This window comes from Microlunatus sp. YIM B11417 (assembly GCF_059617205.1).
This window is the reverse complement of record NZ_JCAMPJ010000004.1, coordinates 423,970-441,131: the sequence shown is the minus strand read 5'-3', so window position 1 is coordinate 441,131 and position 17,162 is coordinate 423,970. Positions and strand designations below refer to the sequence as shown.

The window sequence follows — 17,162 nt, the reverse complement described above, 5'->3', positions numbered from 1 at the left end:
CATTTGTTCAGCCGACGGTCAACGGCCGTTCCTGCGACGTTCATCACGGCCGCCGCCGACGCCCGCGCAGAGTGCCGTGATCCCTGCCAACACGGCCATTCCGGTGAACACGATCACGGTCAGCGAGGCCCAGCCGGGCGAGTGCACCGGGCCGTGCGGCGCCGCGAACAGCACCGCACCGAAGGCAGCCGCACCGAGCGCGATGCCGATCTGCTGGGTGGTGGTCAGTACCCCGGCGGCGGTGCCGGCCCGCTCCGCCGGCAGCTGGGCCAGCACCTGGCCGAACACCGGGATCATCACCAGGCTCTGCCCGACGCCGAGCATGATCAACTCCGGCAGCAGGGCCGTCCCGCTGAGGCTCGCGTACGTCAGCCAGGACCGCACCGCGATGATCAAATTGGCCACGACCAGGACCACCGCTCCCGCGATGATCACCCGCCCCGCGAACCGCCGGACCAGCCACGGAATGATCATCGAGCAGGCCAGGAAGGCCAGCGCATAGGGCGTGAGCACCAGAGCGGCACCGAGCGGGCCGAGGCCGAGGCCGCCCTGCAGCACGAAGCCGATCACCAGGAAGAACCCGCCGAGACCGAGGAAGAAGGCGAGCGCCGTCACCAGCCCGCGCCGGAACGGACCCAGCGCGAACAACGACGGCGGCAACAGCGGCGTCCGGCCGGCCGCCTCGATCCGCCGCTCCACGGCGACGAAGATCACCACCGCCGGGACCGCCGCGAGCAGGCTGAGCCAGGTCCACACCGGCCAGCCCAGCCGGGCGCCGAGGCTGAGCGGCAGCAACAGCAGCACGAGCGGGAGCGCGAGCAGCGCGGCGCCGAGGATGTCGATCTTGACCGCCTGCCCGGTCGTCTCCGGGACCAGCCGGACGGCCAGCAGGGCCAGCAGCCCCGCGACGACGACCAGCGGCAGGAAGATCGCCCGCCAGCCCAGGCCGCCGAGGTCGTACTCCGCGATCACCCCGCCGAGCAGCTGACCGCCGGCCGCGGCCAGGCCCAGGGTCGACCCGAACCAGGCGATCGCGCGTTGCCGGGCCGCTCCGCTGAAGGTGGCCTGGATCGTGCCCAGCACCTGCGGGGTCAGCAGGGCGGCCGCCGAGCCCTGCAGCACCCGGGCCGCGACCAGGGTCCAGAACCCGGGAGCGATCGTGCAGCACAGGGTGCCCAGCGCGAAGGCCGCGGCGCCGATCACGAACATCCGGCGCCGGCCGTACCGGTCGCCGAGCCGGCCCCCGGCCACCAGCAGGGCCGCGTACGGGGTGCTGTAGCCGGCCACCAGCAGCGGCAACAGCCCCGGATCGGCGCCGAGCTGGCGACCGATGGTCGGCAGCGCGACGTTGATCACGAAGAAGCTTCCGGTGGCCAGGAAGGCGCCGGCCAGGATCACCACCAGGCCGGGGAGCCCGCTCGTCGCCCGCTCGCGCCCCGTCAGATTGCGGATGCGGGTCCGGGGCCGGGTGAGCACCTGTTCGTCGGTCACGCTGATCACCTTCGGCGCACCGGGAACCTGGTACCAGAGCGTCTTCATCCTGGTACCGGAAGCACCTGGAAACCTGTCAGCGGGACGGGGCACGATGGAGGCATGTCCACCGCGGTCAGCCGTACCGAACTCGCCGCCTTCCTGCGTTCCCGGCGGGAGCGCGTGCAGCCGGAGGAGGTCGGGCTGCCGAGTGGTGGCCGGCGCCGGACGCCGGGGCTGCGGCGCGAGGAGGTCGCCCAGCTGGCCCGGGTCGGCGTCACCTGGTACACCTGGCTCGAGCAGGGCCGGCCGATCAACGCCTCGCCGTCGGTGCTGGAGGCGATCGCCGGCGCGCTGCGGCTCGACGGCGGCGAGACGACGCACCTGTTCACGCTGGCCGGGGCCGCCCCGCCGCCGGCCGTCGACGATGCGGCCCAGGTCGACCCGGTGACCCGGCACGTGCTGGACGCGGTCGCGCCGCTGCCCGCCTGCCTGGTCAACACGAGGCTGGACGTGGTCACCCAGAATCGCCCGTCGGAGCAGTTGTTCGGGGTCACCCAGGAATTGCCGCCGGGCCGGCGGAACAACCTCTGGCTGGTCTTCGCCGAGCCTCGCTGGCGGAGCATGATGGCCGACTGGGAACTGGAGTCGGCGCACCTGATCGGGCTCTACCGGGCCGCGCTGGCGGAGCACCTCGGCGAGCCGAGCTGGCAGGACCTGGTGGACGAGTTGATCGAGATCTCGCCGGAGTTCCGCGCCGGCTGGGCCGAACACCGGGTCGCCCAGCCCGGCGGACGGACCAAGCTGTTCGAGCACCCGGCCGCAGGGCTGCTCCGCTTCCGTACCGCCAGTCAGTGGTTGCAGCCGCGGGCCGGGCTGCGGATGGTGATCTACTGCCCGGTCGACGCCGCCACCGAGCACACCCTGCACCGGTGGCAGCAGTCCGGACCGAAGCCGTTCGCCGACTGGTCCGATCTGGCCCGGTACGGCCGCTGCGCCAGGGCGCCGCTGCAGCAGGTCGGCTGACGATAGGTCGGATTTCTTCAAGCTCAGCCGGGCCCGATGCGGTTGACTCGGTGTCATGAGCACAGAACAACCATCCAAGGCAGCCGCGCCGGCCAGCGTGGCGATGTTCACCATCGACTGCGCCGATCCGGCACCGCTGGTCGACTTCTATACGAAGCTGCTCGGGATGACGGTCGCCTACCAGGACGAGAACGTCGCCATGATCACGGGCGACGGCGGTCCGGCGATCGGGTTCGGCAAGGTGGACCACTACACGCCGCCGCCGTGGCCGGACAACGACAGCGCCAAGCAGTTCCACCTCGACCTCAAGGTCGACGACATCGACGCCGTGGCGAAGCAGGCCGTCGAGCTCGGCGCCACCCAGCCGGAGCACCAGCCGGGCGAGACCTGGCGCGTCCTGCTCGACCCGGCAGGGCACCCGTTCTGCCTCGCACTCTGGCAGAACTGACCGCATAGATCGAATGTTTCGTTAATCGTTAGCGATCTTTCGACCTCGCCGTATGACGTCGTGACCCGAGTCCACCCCCGTGTGGACTCGGGTCTTGTTGCGTCCTGACGGTTGACATCATTTAGAGCGGGGAGCATGCTGAACGAAGTCGTACGAATCTTTTCGTAGACCTGCGACACTTTTCGTTCATCGCCGAACAGCAGCCCGCGACGGCGCGCGGCCGCGGAAGGGCAGATCATGGCGACATCCCTCAGCTCGCTCCCCCGTCGGGGATTCCTCGGCCTGGCGGCGACGGCCGGCCTGGCCGGTTCCGGCGCCCTGGCCGGGTGCAACCGGGCGGCCAACAACGGAGGGTCCGGCGGGACTGCTCCGATCAAGTTCTGGAACATGCCCTGGGGCAACACCGAATTCAACGTCGTCGACGAGAAGATCACCACCGCCTACCAGCCGGCCGACGGGCTCGGCCCCGCGACCTACCAGGTGATCCAGTGGGCGAACTTCACCCAGACGTTCTCCTCCGCGGTCGCCTCCAACACCGGTCCGGCGGTCAGTTCCGGCGGCGGCACCCAGGCCTTCCAGTTCGAGGCGCAGGGCAAGATCGCTTACGCCGACGGGCTGCTCGAGTCCTGGAAGAAGGACGGCCTCTACGACGACTTCCTGCCCGGCCTGATCGACACGATGAAGGTCGAGAAGGGGTATGCGGCGGTCCCGTACAACCTCGACATGCGGGTGCTCTGGTACAACAAAACCCTGCTGCAGAAGGCCGATGCGGAGCCGCCGAAGGACTGGCCGGGCTTCCTCGAGACCTGCGCGGCGCTGAAGAAGATCGGCGTCTACGGGTACGGCACCGCGGCCGGCGCGGGCGCCTTCACCGGCAGCCACATCCTGGTCAGTTGGATGATCAACAACGGCGGTGGGCTGTTCGGCGCCGACCAGCAGCCGGACATGCTGACCGACGCCAACCTGGAGGCGATCGAGTTCGTCCTGGAATGCGTGAGCAAGGGCTACGTCGACCCGGCCAGCCCGACCTACACCAGCGACAACGCGCAGTCGCAGTGGAAGGCGCAGAAGTACGGAATGGGCTTCGACACCGCGGGCCTGGCCAACAACGTCGGCGGCGACATCGCCAAGCAGCTCACCGTCGGCAGCCCGCTGACCAGCCCGGCCGGGAAGCAGGGCATGCTCTACTTCCCGAACAACATCATGATGTACACGAACACCCCGAGTCAGCCGGCCACCGAGGCGTTCGTCACCTACTACTACAAGAACATGGCGCCGCTCTGGACCGAGAACACCGGCATCGGGCTGCCGCCACTGAAGTCGATCACCGAGACCGAGGGCTTCCGCAAGGACGCCAACGCGGTCAAGGCGATCACCGAGTATCAGCCGATCGCCAAGACCTGGGCCGCACCGGGCTCGGACGCCTTGTTCCTCGGCGTCACCACGGTGGACGGCACGCCGGCGATGGACACCTTCACGCAGTCGGTGCTGGGCGGCAAGACGACGGCCCGGGACGCGTTGACCAAGCTCCAGGACGCTGTGGCCAAGGCGATCAAGGCCCAGGGCTGAGCGGGGGGAACCCGACGTGGCACGACCAGGCCCGCGGCCATCGGATCCGCGTCCGGAGTCCCCGGCGAACCGACCGCCGGAGCCCGGACCGCCGACCCGGCCCGCCGCGACACAATCCGCTCCGACACAGTCCGCCCCGACCCAGTCCGCTCCGGCACGATCCGCCCTGACCGAGGGATGGGACCGGGCCCGCCGCGGCGTCGGCATGGCCGGACCCGGGCCCCGGCCCGCCACCGGTCGGCCGGGGCGCCGTCGCGGCTTCCGCCGCTCGGCGATCACCCTGGTGCTGCTCGCTCTGCCGTCGTTGATCCTGCTCCTGTTGATCAACCTCTATCCACTGCTCTACGCGGGCATGCAGTCGGTCCGGGCCGGCAACCTGATCAGCCTGGGCCGGTTCGTCGGGCTGGACAACTACGCCGACGTGCTGCAGAACCCGGACTTCTGGAGCTCGGCGCTGTTCACGGTGATCTTCACCGTGACCGGCGTCTTCGGCAGTTGGGTGATCGGGCTCGCGCTGGCCCTGCTGCTGCGGACCCGGATCCCGGCCGGTGGTCTGTTCAAGGTGCTGCTGCTGTTGCCGTGGGTGGTCCCGATCGTGGTGTCGGCGACCGCCTGGAACTGGCTGGTGGCCACACCGCAGAGCCCGCTGCCGATGCTGGCCGAGGCGATCGGCTTCGGCAACGTGTTGTTCCTGGCCGATCCGCTGCTGGCCCAGATCACCGTCTGCGTGTTCAAGGTGTGGGTCAGCTTCCCGTTCATGATGATGATGATGAGTTCGGCGCTGGCCGGTGTCGATCATGGTGTGTACGAGGCCGCGAAGGTGGACGGGGCGACCGGCTGGCAGGCGTTCCGGACGATCACGATGCCGTTGATCTCCCGCTCCACGTACATCAGCTGGATCCTGATGACGATCTTCTGCGTGAACGACTTCCCGACGATCTTCCTGCTCACCGGCGGCGGCCCGGTCAACGCGACCACGTCGCTGGTGGTGCTGGCGTACCGCACCGTGTTCCAGAACTTCCAGACCGGGCCCGGCGTGGCGATCGCGTTCCTGATGACGCTGGTGCTCGTCGTGATCTCGGTGCTGCTCTATCGGCAGATCAGGAAGGTGGAGATCGAATGACCGAGACCGTACGCGAGCGAAGCCGGAGCCGGCGGCCGCCGCTGGCGGACCGCGGCCAGTGGTGGCGGTTCGTGCTGATCTTGATCGTCACCACCGTGACCGTGGTACCGATCGCGGCCGTGGTCTACCTGTCGCTGCTGCCCGGCTTGGGCAGCGCGACCACCGGCGTCACCCTGGAGAACTTCGCCCTGGTGTTCAGCCAGACCAACGTCGACTACTGGCTGGAGAACAGTCTCGGCGTCACGATCGTCACGGTGATCATCTCGCTGGCCGTCGCTGCGCCGGCCGGCTACGTGCTGTCCCGGGTCCGGAACCGGCTGGTCTCCGGCTATTCGCTGACCCTGTTCATCGTGCAGTCGCTGCCGGTGGTGACCGCGGTGATCCCGCTGTTCATGCTGTTCTCGACGCTCGGCCTGGTGGACAACCTCGGCGGCGTGACGATCATCTACGTCGGTTCCACGCTGTCGGTGGCGATCTGGATGATGGCGGCCTACTACGACTCGATCCCGATCTCGCTGGAGGAGGCGGCCTGGATGGACGGCTGCTCGCTGTTCGGCGGTTTCGTCCGAGTGGTGCTGCGCAACGCGCTGCCCGGGGTGCTGTCGACGGCGATCTTCTGCTTCCTGCTGGCCTGGAACGACTACCTGATCTCGGTCGTCTTCCTGCGCTCGGACGTCAACTACACACTGCCGGTCGGGCTGCAGACCTTCTTCCAGCAGAACGCGACCAACTGGGGCCCGGTGATGGCGGTGGCCGTGATCATGATGCTGCCACCGGTGATCTTGTTCGCCGCGCTCAACCGGTACTTCAGCGTGGGAGGCATCGGTGGTGCGCTGGCCGGCCGCTGACCGGAACACGGAGCGGCGGGACAGCCCGGATCTGGTGCAGGATGGGCCCGGATGACCGCGGGGGCGGTCCCGGAGGGAGGCAGCGTGGACACCACGGACAACGGCGGCGATGTCGCGCGGTCGACGCTGTCCAGGATCGCGGCGGACGCCGACGTCTCCACCTCGACCGTGTCGAAGGTGCTGAACGGGCGGGCCGGCGTCTCCGAGGCGACCCGGGCCCGGGTCGAGGCGCTGCTGCAGCACCACGGCTATCAGCGCCGCGGGCTGCGCGACGCGGCACCGTTGATCGAGCTCGTCTTCGCCCGGTTCTCCTCGGTCTGGGCACTGCAGATCCTGCGTGGCGTCCAGCAGGTGGCCCGGGAGCGCGGGCTCGGCGTCGTCGTCACCGAGAGCGGTGATCATTCCGGGCCCGGACCGGAGTGGGTGGACGGGCTGATGCAGCGCAACCCGGCCGGCATCGTGCTGGTGCTGTCCGGCATCTCGCGGTCGCAGCGGGACCAGCTGCGGGCCCGTGGAATCCCCTTCGTAGTGGTCGATCCGGCCGGCGACCCGGCCCCGGACGTCGCGTCGGTCGGCTCGGCCAACTGGAACGGCGGCCTGCTCGCCACCCGGCACCTGCTGTCGCTCGGGCACCGGACGATCGGCGTGGTCGGCGGACCCGCGGACACCATGTGCTCGCGGGCCCGGCTGTCCGGTTTCCGTGCCGCGATGGAGGAAGCCGGTGCGCCGGTCTGCGAAGAGTTGATCGTCTTCGGCGACTTCGAGCGGAACAGCGGCCTGGCCCGGGGCCAGGAGCTGCTGGACCGGCCCGAACGGCCGACCGCGATCTTCGCCTGCAACGACCTGATGGCGCTCGGCGTGTACGAGGCCGCGCGGCTCGCCGGGCTCGCCGTACCGGAGGATCTTTCGGTGATCGGCTACGACGACCTGAGCGTGGCCGAATGGGCCGGGCCGCCGCTGACCACGATCCGGCAGCCGCTGACCGAGATGGGCCGGCAGGCTGCCCAGCTGGTGCTCGACCTGGACGACACGGCGCCGGCGCCGCGGCTGGATCTGGCCATCGACCTGATCATCCGCGGCAGCACGGCACCGAACCACAACGTTCCCTGAGCCTGTCGAAGGGCCGAGCCCGAGGTGGCCTTGCCTTCGACAAGCTCAGGGAACTGAAGGTCAGCCGACCTTGACCCAGGTCTTCTCGGCGTCGGAGCGCAGCATGGCGTCGCAGATCTCGGCGGCGCGGACGCCGTCGGCGAACGTGGGCAGGCCCTGCGGTGCCTCGCCGGAGCCGGAGACCTTCGCGTCGATCGCCGCGTACGAATCCGCGACGTAATGCTCGAAGCACTGCGCGTACCCCTCGGCGTGCCCGGCCGGCAGCCCGGCCAGCCGGCGCTGCTCCGGCGAACCCTGGTTGGGATCCCGGACCAGCAGGGTGGTCTCCGCATCGGCGCCGATCCACAGCTGCTCGGCGTGTTCCTGATCGAAGACCGCGCTCTGCGAACCGCCGTCGACCTCGATCCAGAGCCGGTTCTTCCGGCCGGCGCTGAGCTGCGAGATCACGGCCGAGCCCGCGATGCCCTTCTGCGTCCGGAACAAGATCAACGCGCTGTCCTCGGTGGTCACGTCGACCAGCTCCGCGTCGCCGCCCTCGACCGCGCTGAACGAGGCCGCGGTCGCCGCCGGCCGCTTCGGGATGGTGATCGACGTCGTCGAGACCAGCTCGGCGATCCGGTCACCGGTGACCCATTCGGCAAGATCACACCAGTGCGAGCCGATGTCGCCGAACGCCCGGGAAGGCCCGCCCGCCTTGGCATCCACGCGCCAACCGCTGGCCAGCGGATTGAGCATCCAGTCCTGCAGATAGCTGCCGTGGATCAGATTCACCGCGCCGAACGCGTCGGACTGCACCCGCGCCCGGAGCTCGCGGGCCATCGGGTGGAACCGGTACGCGAACGGGATGGTGTTGATCATGCCCGTCCGCTCCGCGACCGCGGCCGCCTCGCGGGCCTCGTCCAGCCCGGTGCCGAGCGGCTTCTCGCACAGGACGTGCTTGCCGGCCTCCATCAGCTGGATCGAGTACGGGACGTGGGAGGAGTTCGGCGTGCAGATGTGCACCGCCTCCACGTCGGACGCGGCCACCTCCTCGATGCTGGCGTACGCCGTCTCGACACCCCAAGCGTCCGCGACCTCCCGCGACCGCTCCGGACTGGAGGCCATCACGCCGGCCACCTCGGCCCCCGCCAGCACCGCCGCCCGCCGGTGCACCTCGCCGATCATGCCGGCACCCAGGATCGCTACTTTTCGCCTCGTCGCCATGCGGTTCATCCTATTTGCCGAGCCCTGGCGCGTCTGCCGGGCGTTCATGATCACGGGACGCGAACGCTCCCCGGCGTCGGTCGGTTTTTCACGTAACGTGAAAAACTGGCGCTATACCAGAGATGTTTCCCTGGTATAGCGCCAGTAAGTGTGGTGAAGACGTCAGCCGGCGAAGAAGGTCCGGATGTCGGCGGCGACGTCGGCCGGGCGTTCCAGCGCGGCGAAGTGGCCGCCCTCCTCGTATCGGCTCCAGTGCTCGATCGCCGCGTTGTCCCGTTCGGCGAAGACCCGGATGGTCTGGAAGTCCGAGGCGAAGACCGCGACGCCGGTGCGGGACTTGTTGACCCGCGGCTCGGCCTGGGCCCGCGCCTCCTCGTAGTAGAAGCGGGCGGCGGTGGCGCCGGTATTGGTCAGCCAGTAGAGCGAGACCTGGGTGAGCAGCTGGTCCCGGGTGATCAGGCTGGTGCCGTTGCCGAAGGACTCGAAGAGTTCCGAGTACGCCAGCTGGGCGACCGGGGAATCGGCGAGGCCGGCGCCGATCGTCTGCGGCCGGGACGCGTTCATCCCGTTGTAGCCGCCGACCGACTGGAACCACTGCATGTGCTCGAGCCCGGCATAGTCGGCCGGCTCCAGCCTCTCGAACTCGGCCGGATCGCCGCTCGGGAAGGAGAACAGCTGCAGCACGTGCAGACCGAGGAAGCCCTCCGGCTCGAGCAGGCCGAGCTCGCGGGCGACCATCGCGCCGGCGTCGCTGCCGTGCACCCCGTACGAGCTGTAGCCGAGGTCGCGCATCAGCATGTCGAAGGTCTTGGCCACTCGGGCCAGGGTCCAACCGCCGTCGGCCAGCGGGGTGCTGAAGCCGAAACCGGGGATCGACGGGACGACCACCGAGCAGGCGTCCTCGGCCTTGCCGCCGTGCGCCTCCGGATCGACCAGCGGGCCGATCACGTCGAGGAAGTCGGCGAACGAGCCCGGGTAGCTGTGCACCAGCAGCACCGGCGTCGCGTCCGCGACCGCGGACGGCACGTGCAGGTAGTGGATCGTCTGGCCGTCGATCTCGGTCAGGTACTGCGGGAAGGCGTTGAGCCGTTCCTCCTGGGCCCGCCAGTCGAACTCGTCCTTCCAGTACGCGACGGTCTCGGCGAGGTAGCTGTTCGGGGTGCCGTAGTCCCAGCTGTCGCCGGGAGCGGCCTGCGGCAGCCGGGTCCGGGCCAGCCGATCCTTGAGGTCGTCGAGGTCGGTCTGCGGGATCCGGACGGTGAACGGGGTGTGGTTCGTCATGACCACTACTCTGTATCTCAATCAGGAAAGTTTCGTTCCTGATTAATGGACGGATCCGGAGGAATTTCGTGACCGACACCGCGGCCCGCTTGCTGGCGCTGCTGGGCCTGCTGCAGGCCCGGCCGGACTGGACCGGTCCCGAGCTCGCGGAACGTCTTCGGGTGAGCGAGCGGACCGTCCGCAACGACATCGCCCGGCTGCGCAGCCTGGACTATCCGGTCGATGCTGTCCGCGGCGCCGCCGGCCACTACCGGCTGGGCGCGGGCGGGAAGCTGCCGCCGCTGCTGTTGAACGACTCGGAGGCGGTCGCGGTAGCCCTCGGGCTGCGCGCGACGACCGGCGTCGGCGGCGTCAAGGAGAGCAGCGCCAGGGCCCTGGCCAAGCTCGAGCAGGTGCTGCCGAACCGACTGAAACGCCGGGTCACGGCGATCCACCAGGCCACCAGCGAGGGGCCGCGGAACACCGCGACGGCCGACCCCGAGGTCGAGGTCGACGCCGAGTTGCTGAGCACCCTGGCCGCGGCGATCCGGGACCGGGAGCTGGTGCGCTTCGACTATCCGGGTGCCGACCTGCCGTTGACCGTCGAGCCCTACCGGCTGGTCGCCTGGCAGGGCCGCTGGTATCTGGTCGGGCGAGAGTCGGACCGCTGGCGCACCTTCCGGGCGGACTGGCTCGAACCGCGGATGGCCACCGGGCGGCGGTTCGCGCCGGTCGCGCTGCCCGGCGGCGACTACACGGCCTTCGTCCTGCGCGATGTCGCCGCGACCGGCTGGAAGGTGCACGTCCGGATCACGGTGCTGGCGCCGGCCGCCACGGTGCTGGCCCGGATCAATCCGGCCGTCGGGCTGGTCGAGGAGATCGACGACGAGCGGTGCGTGCTGGTCACCGGCGCCGACAGCGTGGACACGGTCGCGGTCTACATCGGCATGCTCGGCCTGGACTTCCGCGTGACTGAGCCGCCCGAACTGGTGGCCGCGCTCCGCGCCGTCGCCGAGCGCTATCTGCGGGCCATCGATCGTTAGAGGCCGACCCGTTCCAGGGCGTCGTCGTACAGTTCGCGGACCTCGGTCCGGTTGGTGCCGACGGTGTTCGCGTGGTCGAGGGCCTTCGCCATCTCGTCCCGTACCGCGTCGAAGCGGGCCAGCCACTCCTCCTTGCGGTGCCGCCAGTAGCCGATGATCTCGAACCGGTCCGCGGTCCAGCCGAGCTCGCCGCGGACGAACTTCCGGACGGTACGGGAAGCGCCGGCCTCCCCCGCGAACCAGAGATAGCCCGGCCCTTCCGGCAGGTCGTAGGCCCGCACCGCCTCCGGCAGCGCACTCTCGGTCAGTCCGTGCCCAGTCCCGTGCAGCCACTGGTACGTGACGTCGCCGCGGGTCTCGAAGCGCTGCTCGTCGGCCGGATCGATCACCTCGATGATCGCGTGCACCCGGTCGCCCGGGGTCAGCTCCTCGATGATCCGGCCGACCGCGGGCAGCGCGGTCAGGTCGGCGACGAGCAACTGCCAGCCGGCATCGACCGGAGGCGCATACCAACCGTCGGCACCGGTCAGGCCGACCACGTCGCCCGGGGCCGCCCGCAGCGCCCACTGCGCCGCCACGCCGCCCTCGTGGACGACGAAGTCGATGATCATCTCGGCCGCGACGGGATCCCAACGGCGCACCGTGTAGCTGCGCATCGGCGGCCGTTCCTCGTCATCGGGATAGCCGTAGATCCCGTTGCTCAGCGTCGGAACGGGCGGCCGGTCGGCACCCTCGGGCGGGAAGATCACCGACAGCCGCTCGTCGGCCTGGCCGCTGCTGACGAAGCGACCAAGATCATCGCCACCGAACCGGATCCGCACCATGTTGGGCGTCAGCCGCTCGGCGCCGGTCACCGTCGCCTCGTAGTAGTAGGAGTGCCTGCTCACGATCCCCCCTCGCTCGTCAACTAAGGCTAGCCTATCCTGTTGTATCGGGTCGCGCCGCCCGCTGCCCGACCCTCGGGAGGCCTTGATGATCACCACCGTTCCAGCCGCTCCGCCCGTGATCGAGGTCGGGTCCGACCTCGACGAACGATGGCGCGAACTCGTCGACCAACTGACCCGCCGCGGCTTCCTCGCCGCAACGGCGGCGACGGCCGCACTGGCCGGCTGCCGGCAGACCTCCGACGGACCGGCCGGTCCCGACCAGGCGACCATGATCACGGCCGAGACGCCGCTCGGCACCTTCCAGGTGCCGGTCGCACCCGAGCGGGTCGTGGTGCTGGAGGGCCGCCAGGATCTGGAGGTGGCGCTGGTGCTCCGACTGCCGCGACCGGTCGGGCTGGGCAGCAACGCGATCGGCGCCGACGGCAAGGCCTCACCGTTCCTCGATTTCGATCCGGCCGGGATCGAGATCATCCCCGGCGGCGAGACCGACGTCGAGAAGGTCCTGTCGCTGCGGCCTGACCTGATCATCGGCAGGGCCCTGAACCTCGAGCCGGTCAAGGACGGGCTGGCGCCGTTCGCGCCGCTGATCCCGGTCGAGATCGATCGGTTGGACTGGCGCACCGGCCTGATCGACGCCGGCCGCTGGACCGGCCGGAACGATCAGGCCGACCGTGCGATCGAGGGGTACGAGGCCGCCCTCGCCGAGTTCCGGGCCGATCATTCCGAGGTCGGTACCGCGGTTGCCGCCGTGATCCAGGTCGGCGCGGAAGGCACCTTCTCCTCCTCGAACTCCGACGGCTTCTACCTGCCCGCCCGGACCCATCATGATCTTGGTGGCCGTTACCTGCCGTTCCTGGACGAGGCCAGGCAGGGCGCGGGGCCGTACGGGCCGGACGGCGCGTACCTCGAGTTCAGCCTCGAGGAGTTGGACCGGCTGGTCCCGGCCGACCTGATCATGGTCGTCGCCAACACGCCGCAGCAGCGCGCCGAGCTGGAACGGAACCAGCTCTGGCAGCGCCTGCCCGCGGTCCGGGCCGGCCGGGTCGGCTACACCGATTCCCGACTCAACTCCGGATCCGTCCTCGCCGCGACGGAGTGCCTGCGCCTCTGGGAGATCCTGTACGGACGCCTCGGCTGAGCCGCGGACCATGATCAGGAGGCCGTGCGGGCGCGGTCGTAGGTGAGGATGACGGCGCCGCTGTCGGTGCTGGTGACATCGGTCAGGCTCCAGGAGGTGGACGGGAAGCCGTCCTCGAACAGCCGGACCCCGCCGCCGGACAGTTCCGGGCAGAGGGTCACGATCAGCCGGTCCAGCTCGTCGGCGGCCAACAGGGCCCGGATCAGGCTGAGGCTGTTGTTGATCACGATGTCGCCGCCCGGCTGGTCCCGCAGCTCCCGGATGAGCGTGGCCGGGTCACCGGCGACCAGGCGGGCGTTGTGCCAGTCGGTGGCGGTCTGGGTGGTGGAGAAGATCACCTTCTCCACCTGCTCCAGCCACTGGCCGTAGGCACGGTCGCGGGGGTCGGCGTTCTCGTCCTGGCCGACCGGGACCCAGTAGCCGCGGAAGCCCTCGGCGTTGACCCGGCCCAGCACGGCGGTGGTGCCGTTGACCAGTCGGGTCAAGATGTCGCGGGCCTGCTCGCTCACGGCGTGCTTGACCACCCAGCTCATGTCGGCCGGGCCGCCCGGGCCGGTGACGTAGCCGTCCAGCGACATGGTGAAGTTCGCCAGGACGGTCCGGGTGGTGGTCTGCTGCTCGGTCATTTCGGTGTTCCTTCTCTTCGTTGTGGCTGCGATCCTTCGCAGTGATTCGATCCTGTCCGGGCGGGGTGGGTGGCTACATCTGCCAGGTGGCCGATCTTCCCGCGCCGGGTGGCAGACTCGTCGCCCATGGGGATCCCGCTACCCGGCGAGCTGTCGTCGTTCGTCGGCCGCACCGGTGAGTTGGAGTCGGTCGCCCAAGGGCTGGTCGGCAGCCGACTGCTGACCCTGGTCGGGCCGGGCGGCTGCGGCAAGACGAGACTGGCGATCCGGGCGGCGCGCGAGGCCGGTCCGGCCGAGGTGGTCTGGGTCGACCTGTCCGAGGAGACCCGCGACGACCAGGTCGTGGCGCGGATCGCCGAGGCCGTCACGGCGCCGGTCCCGGGTTCCGATCCGACGGCCGTGGTCGCCGCGCTGGCCGACCGGCCGGCGCTGATCGTGATCGACAACTGCGAGCAGGTACGGGCCGGGGTCGCGACGTTCGCCGAGACCGCGCTGCGCCGCTACCCGGACCTGACCGTGCTGGCCACCAGCCGGGAGCCGCTGGGCGTGACCGGCGAACGGGTCTGGCGGCTGGCCCCGATGATCTTGGACGAGGCGATCGCCCTGTTCCTGGACCGGGCCGGCGCCGATCCCGGGGATCACGACGCACGGGCCGCGGCCCGCCGGATCTGCGACCGACTGGACCGCCTGCCGCTGGCCCTCGAACTCGCCGCTTCCTGGTCGGGAACCCTTTCCCTGCAAGAGATCTCGGAGTTGTTGATCAAGGAGCCGGGGCACCCGCTGCTGGACGACGAGGCCGGCCGGTCGGCACCGTTCCGGCAACGGACCCTGGCCGACTCCTTCGCCTGGAGCCATCGGCTGCTGACCGAGGACGAGCGGGTCCTGCTGCGCCGGCTGGCGCCGTTCCAGCAGTTCGGCGTCGAGGCCGTACGGGCGCTGGCGGAGGGCACCGACCGAACGGCCGAGGCGCACCTGCGGGCCCTGCGCGGCTTGATCGACAAGTCCCTGGTGGTCTGCGATCCGACCGGACCGCGGGCCCGGCATCATCTGCTCAAGATCATCGGCGAATACGCCCTGGCCCGGCTCCGCGAGGCCGGCGAGGAGGAGGACGTACGGCGGCGGCATGCGCGGATCGTGGCCGATCAGTTCGCGACCCTGGCGCCGTTGTTGATCACCGACAAGGACGCTTGGCGGGACCGGGTCCGCGATCTCCGGGCCGACCTGGTGGCGGCGGCCGAGTGGTGCCTGGCCGGCGCCGACCCCCAGCTCGGCCGCCGGCTCTGCGCCGAGGCGGCCTGGTGGTGGCACCTGACCGGCGACCGCCCCGGGCTGCTGCTGCTGCAGCGGGCGGCCGAACTGGATCCGGGCACCGACGACGCGCTGCAGGCCCGGGTCCTGGTCGGGCACGCCCTGGTCGCGGACGTGGTCGAGCCGGGCGTCGGCTATCCGTCGGCCGAACGTGCCCTGACCCTGGCCGAGGCGGCCGGCGACCACCGCACCGTCGGGCTGGCCCGCCAGCTGATGGCGATCGGCCGGATCGGTTTCGACCTGGCCGGGGCGCGCGAACTGGCGTACCTCGGGCATCGGGAGGGTGCCGAGACCGGCGATCTGTTCGCACGTGATGCGGGCGGGGTGCTGGTCGGCCTGGTCCATTCGCTGCTGGACCAGCACCGTGACGCGATCGACTGGCTGAGCCGCTCCGTGCCGGGCCTGATCGAGCGCGGCGACCGCGGGATCGCCGGCACCGGCCTCTGCGCGCTGGCGCTGAGCCAGGCCGCGGTGGGCGAGTTGGCGGCCGCCGAGCAGTCCGCGCGGCGGGCCCGTGAGATCACCGAGCCGCTGCGCGACTTCGCCCGGGTCGGTGTCGCCACCTGGGGACTGGCCCGGATCCTCGGCCTCGGCGGCGACCTGGCCGGGGCCGAGGCCCTGCTGACCGACCTGCAGCGGCTGATCGACCGCGCGGACGAGGAGCCCTACCTGCCCGGCTGGTACGCCACGCGCGCGCGGATCGCCTTGTGGAGCGAGGATCCCGCGGCCGCCACGCGTTGGTGCGCGCGGGAGCGTTTCGCCGCCACCCCGGATCTGCTGATCGTGCAGGCCGCGGCCCGCCGGACCGCCGGTGATCCCGACGGTGCGACCGCGCTGCTGGACCGCTCGCAGGAGTCGCCGATCCTCGACGCGATGCCGGCGATCCGGGCCGAGCTGATCTTCGAACGGGCGCGACTGCGGGAGCCGCGGGACCCGGTCGGGGCGGCCGGTGAACACCGGGAGGCGCTCCGGCTCCGGTCCGAACACGACCTGCGGCTCGCCCAGATCGACAGCCTGGAGGCCCTGGCGGGGCTGGCCGGGACGCCGGAGCGAGCGGCGATCCTGTACGGCGGAGCAGACCGGGCCCGGGCCGAAACCGGCTACCGGGCCGGACAGCCCGCGTTGCCGCAGGGTGAGGAGTTCGAGGTCGGCCTGGACCGCGGCCGTGCGCTGACCCTGGAGCAGGCCGTGGAGCGGGCGCTGCGGGTCCGGTCGGCCGATCGTGCCGGTTCCGGCTGGGCCAGCCTGACCCCGGCCGAGCGCTCGGTCGTCGACCTCGCCGTCCGCGGCCTGTCCAACCCCGAGATCGCCGCCGAGCTGTTCATCGGCCGAGGCACGGTGAAGACCCACCTCGCCCATGTGTACGCCAAGCTGGGCGTCGCCAACCGCACCGAGCTGGCCCGCAGCGCCGCCGAGATCGGCCCTCCGCCGGCCCGGTGACGGTCAGTCCGGTCGCCGCTGACCGCGGACCGTGGCCACACACCGGTCGTACAACTGATCGAGGGCAACCGAGTCGTCCTCGATCCAGGTCTCCAGGGCCGCGTCGAAGCACGCGAACGCCGTCGCGATCACGGCCCGGGGCCGCGGGTCCCCAGGCTGATCGCCGAGGCCCATCCGTTCGGCGATCAACGGCACCAGGTCGGCCTGCCAGCGTTGCCGCTTCTCGACGTACCGCGCCCGCAGCGTCGGGATGGTCAAGATCAGCCGGAACCGGGCACGGAAGTGCTCCGGCGCGTCGTGTGCGGCCAGGACGGCGATGATGCCCGCGCGCAGGGCGGCCCAACTGCTCGCCCGGGCAGGCTGGTCCCCCACCGCCCGGCGCAGCACCTCCCAGAACGCTTCCTGATCACCGCCGATCAGGTCCTCCTTGGTCCCGAAGTAGCGGAAGAGGGTGCGCTGGGACACCTCGGCCTCGCGCGCGATCTGGGCGATCGTCGTCGCCTCGAAGCCCTGTTCGGCGAACAGCCGCATGGCCGCATCCATGATCGACTGCCGGGCCAACTGGCGGGAGCGATCCCACAGCGTTGGCCGCGGCTCCGCCTCGGTTTCCCTGGTCACGGGGACACCCTAGGCGATCGACGCCATCCTGGCAGAAGCCGACAT

Annotated in this window: 15 protein-coding genes; 9 read left to right on the top strand and 6 right to left on the bottom strand. The window is 70.5% G+C overall.

The window, feature by feature from the left end:
• Positions 1 to 18: 18 nt before the first annotated feature.
• Complete coding sequence (locus tag AC6CCG_RS21530) at positions 19 to 1,539, bottom strand: MFS transporter (protein WP_496656698.1); 1,521 nt, start codon at positions 1,537 to 1,539, stop codon at positions 19 to 21.
• 54 nt (positions 1,540 to 1,593) lie between these two features.
• Between AC6CCG_RS21530 and AC6CCG_RS21525 the strand changes: the two genes are divergently transcribed.
• The 6 genes from AC6CCG_RS21525 (at position 1,594) to AC6CCG_RS21500 (ending at position 7,594) form a co-directional block, all read left to right on the top strand.
• On the top strand, positions 1,594 to 2,496 hold the full coding sequence (locus tag AC6CCG_RS21525; RefSeq protein WP_496656697.1) for a helix-turn-helix transcriptional regulator: 903 nt from the start codon (positions 1,594 to 1,596) through the stop codon (positions 2,494 to 2,496).
• Between the two features lie 55 nt (positions 2,497 to 2,551).
• Complete coding sequence (locus tag AC6CCG_RS21520) at positions 2,552 to 2,944, top strand: VOC family protein (RefSeq protein WP_496656696.1); 393 nt, start codon at positions 2,552 to 2,554, stop codon at positions 2,942 to 2,944.
• A 237-nt stretch (positions 2,945 to 3,181) separates the two neighbouring features.
• Positions 3,182 to 4,513, top strand: coding sequence for an ABC transporter substrate-binding protein (locus AC6CCG_RS21515; protein WP_496656695.1), 1,332 nt, complete (start codon positions 3,182 to 3,184; stop codon positions 4,511 to 4,513).
• A 205-nt stretch (positions 4,514 to 4,718) separates the two neighbouring features.
• A complete protein-coding gene (locus AC6CCG_RS21510) occupies positions 4,719 to 5,636 on the top strand; it encodes a carbohydrate ABC transporter permease (RefSeq protein ID WP_496656694.1) in 918 nt (305 codons plus the stop codon).
• Positions 5,633 to 6,484: a carbohydrate ABC transporter permease gene (locus AC6CCG_RS21505; RefSeq protein WP_496656693.1), complete on the top strand. Its 852-nt coding sequence runs from the start codon at positions 5,633 to 5,635 to the stop codon at positions 6,482 to 6,484. The genes AC6CCG_RS21510 and AC6CCG_RS21505 overlap by 4 nt, the downstream gene beginning before the upstream one ends.
• Before the next feature lie 84 nt (positions 6,485 to 6,568).
• Positions 6,569 to 7,594 (top strand): LacI family DNA-binding transcriptional regulator, encoded by a 1,026-nt coding sequence (locus AC6CCG_RS21500; RefSeq protein ID WP_496656692.1) that lies wholly within the window; start codon positions 6,569 to 6,571, stop codon positions 7,592 to 7,594.
• A 60-nt stretch (positions 7,595 to 7,654) separates the two neighbouring features.
• Here the strand turns inward: AC6CCG_RS21500 and AC6CCG_RS21495 are convergent, their stop codons facing one another.
• Positions 7,655 to 8,797, bottom strand: coding sequence for a Gfo/Idh/MocA family protein (locus AC6CCG_RS21495; RefSeq protein ID WP_496656691.1), 1,143 nt, complete (start codon positions 8,795 to 8,797; stop codon positions 7,655 to 7,657).
• A gap of 162 nt (positions 8,798 to 8,959) precedes the next feature.
• Positions 8,960 to 10,078, bottom strand: coding sequence for an epoxide hydrolase family protein (locus AC6CCG_RS21490; RefSeq protein ID WP_496656690.1), 1,119 nt, complete (start codon positions 10,076 to 10,078; stop codon positions 8,960 to 8,962).
• A 68-nt stretch (positions 10,079 to 10,146) separates the two neighbouring features.
• Here AC6CCG_RS21490 and AC6CCG_RS21485 point away from each other — a divergent pair, with 68 nt between their 5' ends.
• Positions 10,147 to 11,100: a helix-turn-helix transcriptional regulator gene (locus tag AC6CCG_RS21485; protein ID WP_496656689.1), complete on the top strand. Its 954-nt coding sequence runs from the start codon at positions 10,147 to 10,149 to the stop codon at positions 11,098 to 11,100.
• Here AC6CCG_RS21485 and AC6CCG_RS21480 read toward each other — a convergent pair.
• The gene (locus AC6CCG_RS21480) at positions 11,097 to 11,987 is read right to left on the bottom strand and encodes a siderophore-interacting protein (protein WP_496656688.1); all 891 of its coding nucleotides are present in this window, start codon (positions 11,985 to 11,987) and stop codon (positions 11,097 to 11,099) included. The genes AC6CCG_RS21485 and AC6CCG_RS21480 overlap by 4 nt on opposite strands.
• Before the next feature lie 85 nt (positions 11,988 to 12,072).
• On the opposite strand from AC6CCG_RS21480, the gene AC6CCG_RS21475 reads away from it, so the two are divergent.
• A complete protein-coding gene (locus AC6CCG_RS21475; protein ID WP_496656687.1) occupies positions 12,073 to 13,125 on the top strand; it encodes an ABC transporter substrate-binding protein in 1,053 nt (350 codons plus the stop codon).
• 14 nt (positions 13,126 to 13,139) lie between these two features.
• Here the strand turns inward: AC6CCG_RS21475 and AC6CCG_RS21470 are convergent, their stop codons facing one another.
• Complete coding sequence (locus AC6CCG_RS21470) at positions 13,140 to 13,751, bottom strand: dihydrofolate reductase family protein (RefSeq protein WP_496656686.1); 612 nt, start codon at positions 13,749 to 13,751, stop codon at positions 13,140 to 13,142.
• Positions 13,752 to 13,877: 126 nt separating this feature from the next.
• On the opposite strand from AC6CCG_RS21470, the gene AC6CCG_RS21465 reads away from it, so the two are divergent.
• Complete coding sequence (locus AC6CCG_RS21465; protein ID WP_496656685.1) at positions 13,878 to 16,499, top strand: helix-turn-helix transcriptional regulator; 2,622 nt, start codon at positions 13,878 to 13,880, stop codon at positions 16,497 to 16,499.
• 3 nt (positions 16,500 to 16,502) lie between these two features.
• Here AC6CCG_RS21465 and AC6CCG_RS21460 read toward each other — a convergent pair whose 3' ends face one another.
• Entirely contained in the window at positions 16,503 to 17,117 is a 615-nt protein-coding gene (locus AC6CCG_RS21460) for a TetR/AcrR family transcriptional regulator (protein ID WP_496656684.1), read from the bottom strand.
• Positions 17,118 to 17,162: the final 45 nt, after the last annotated feature.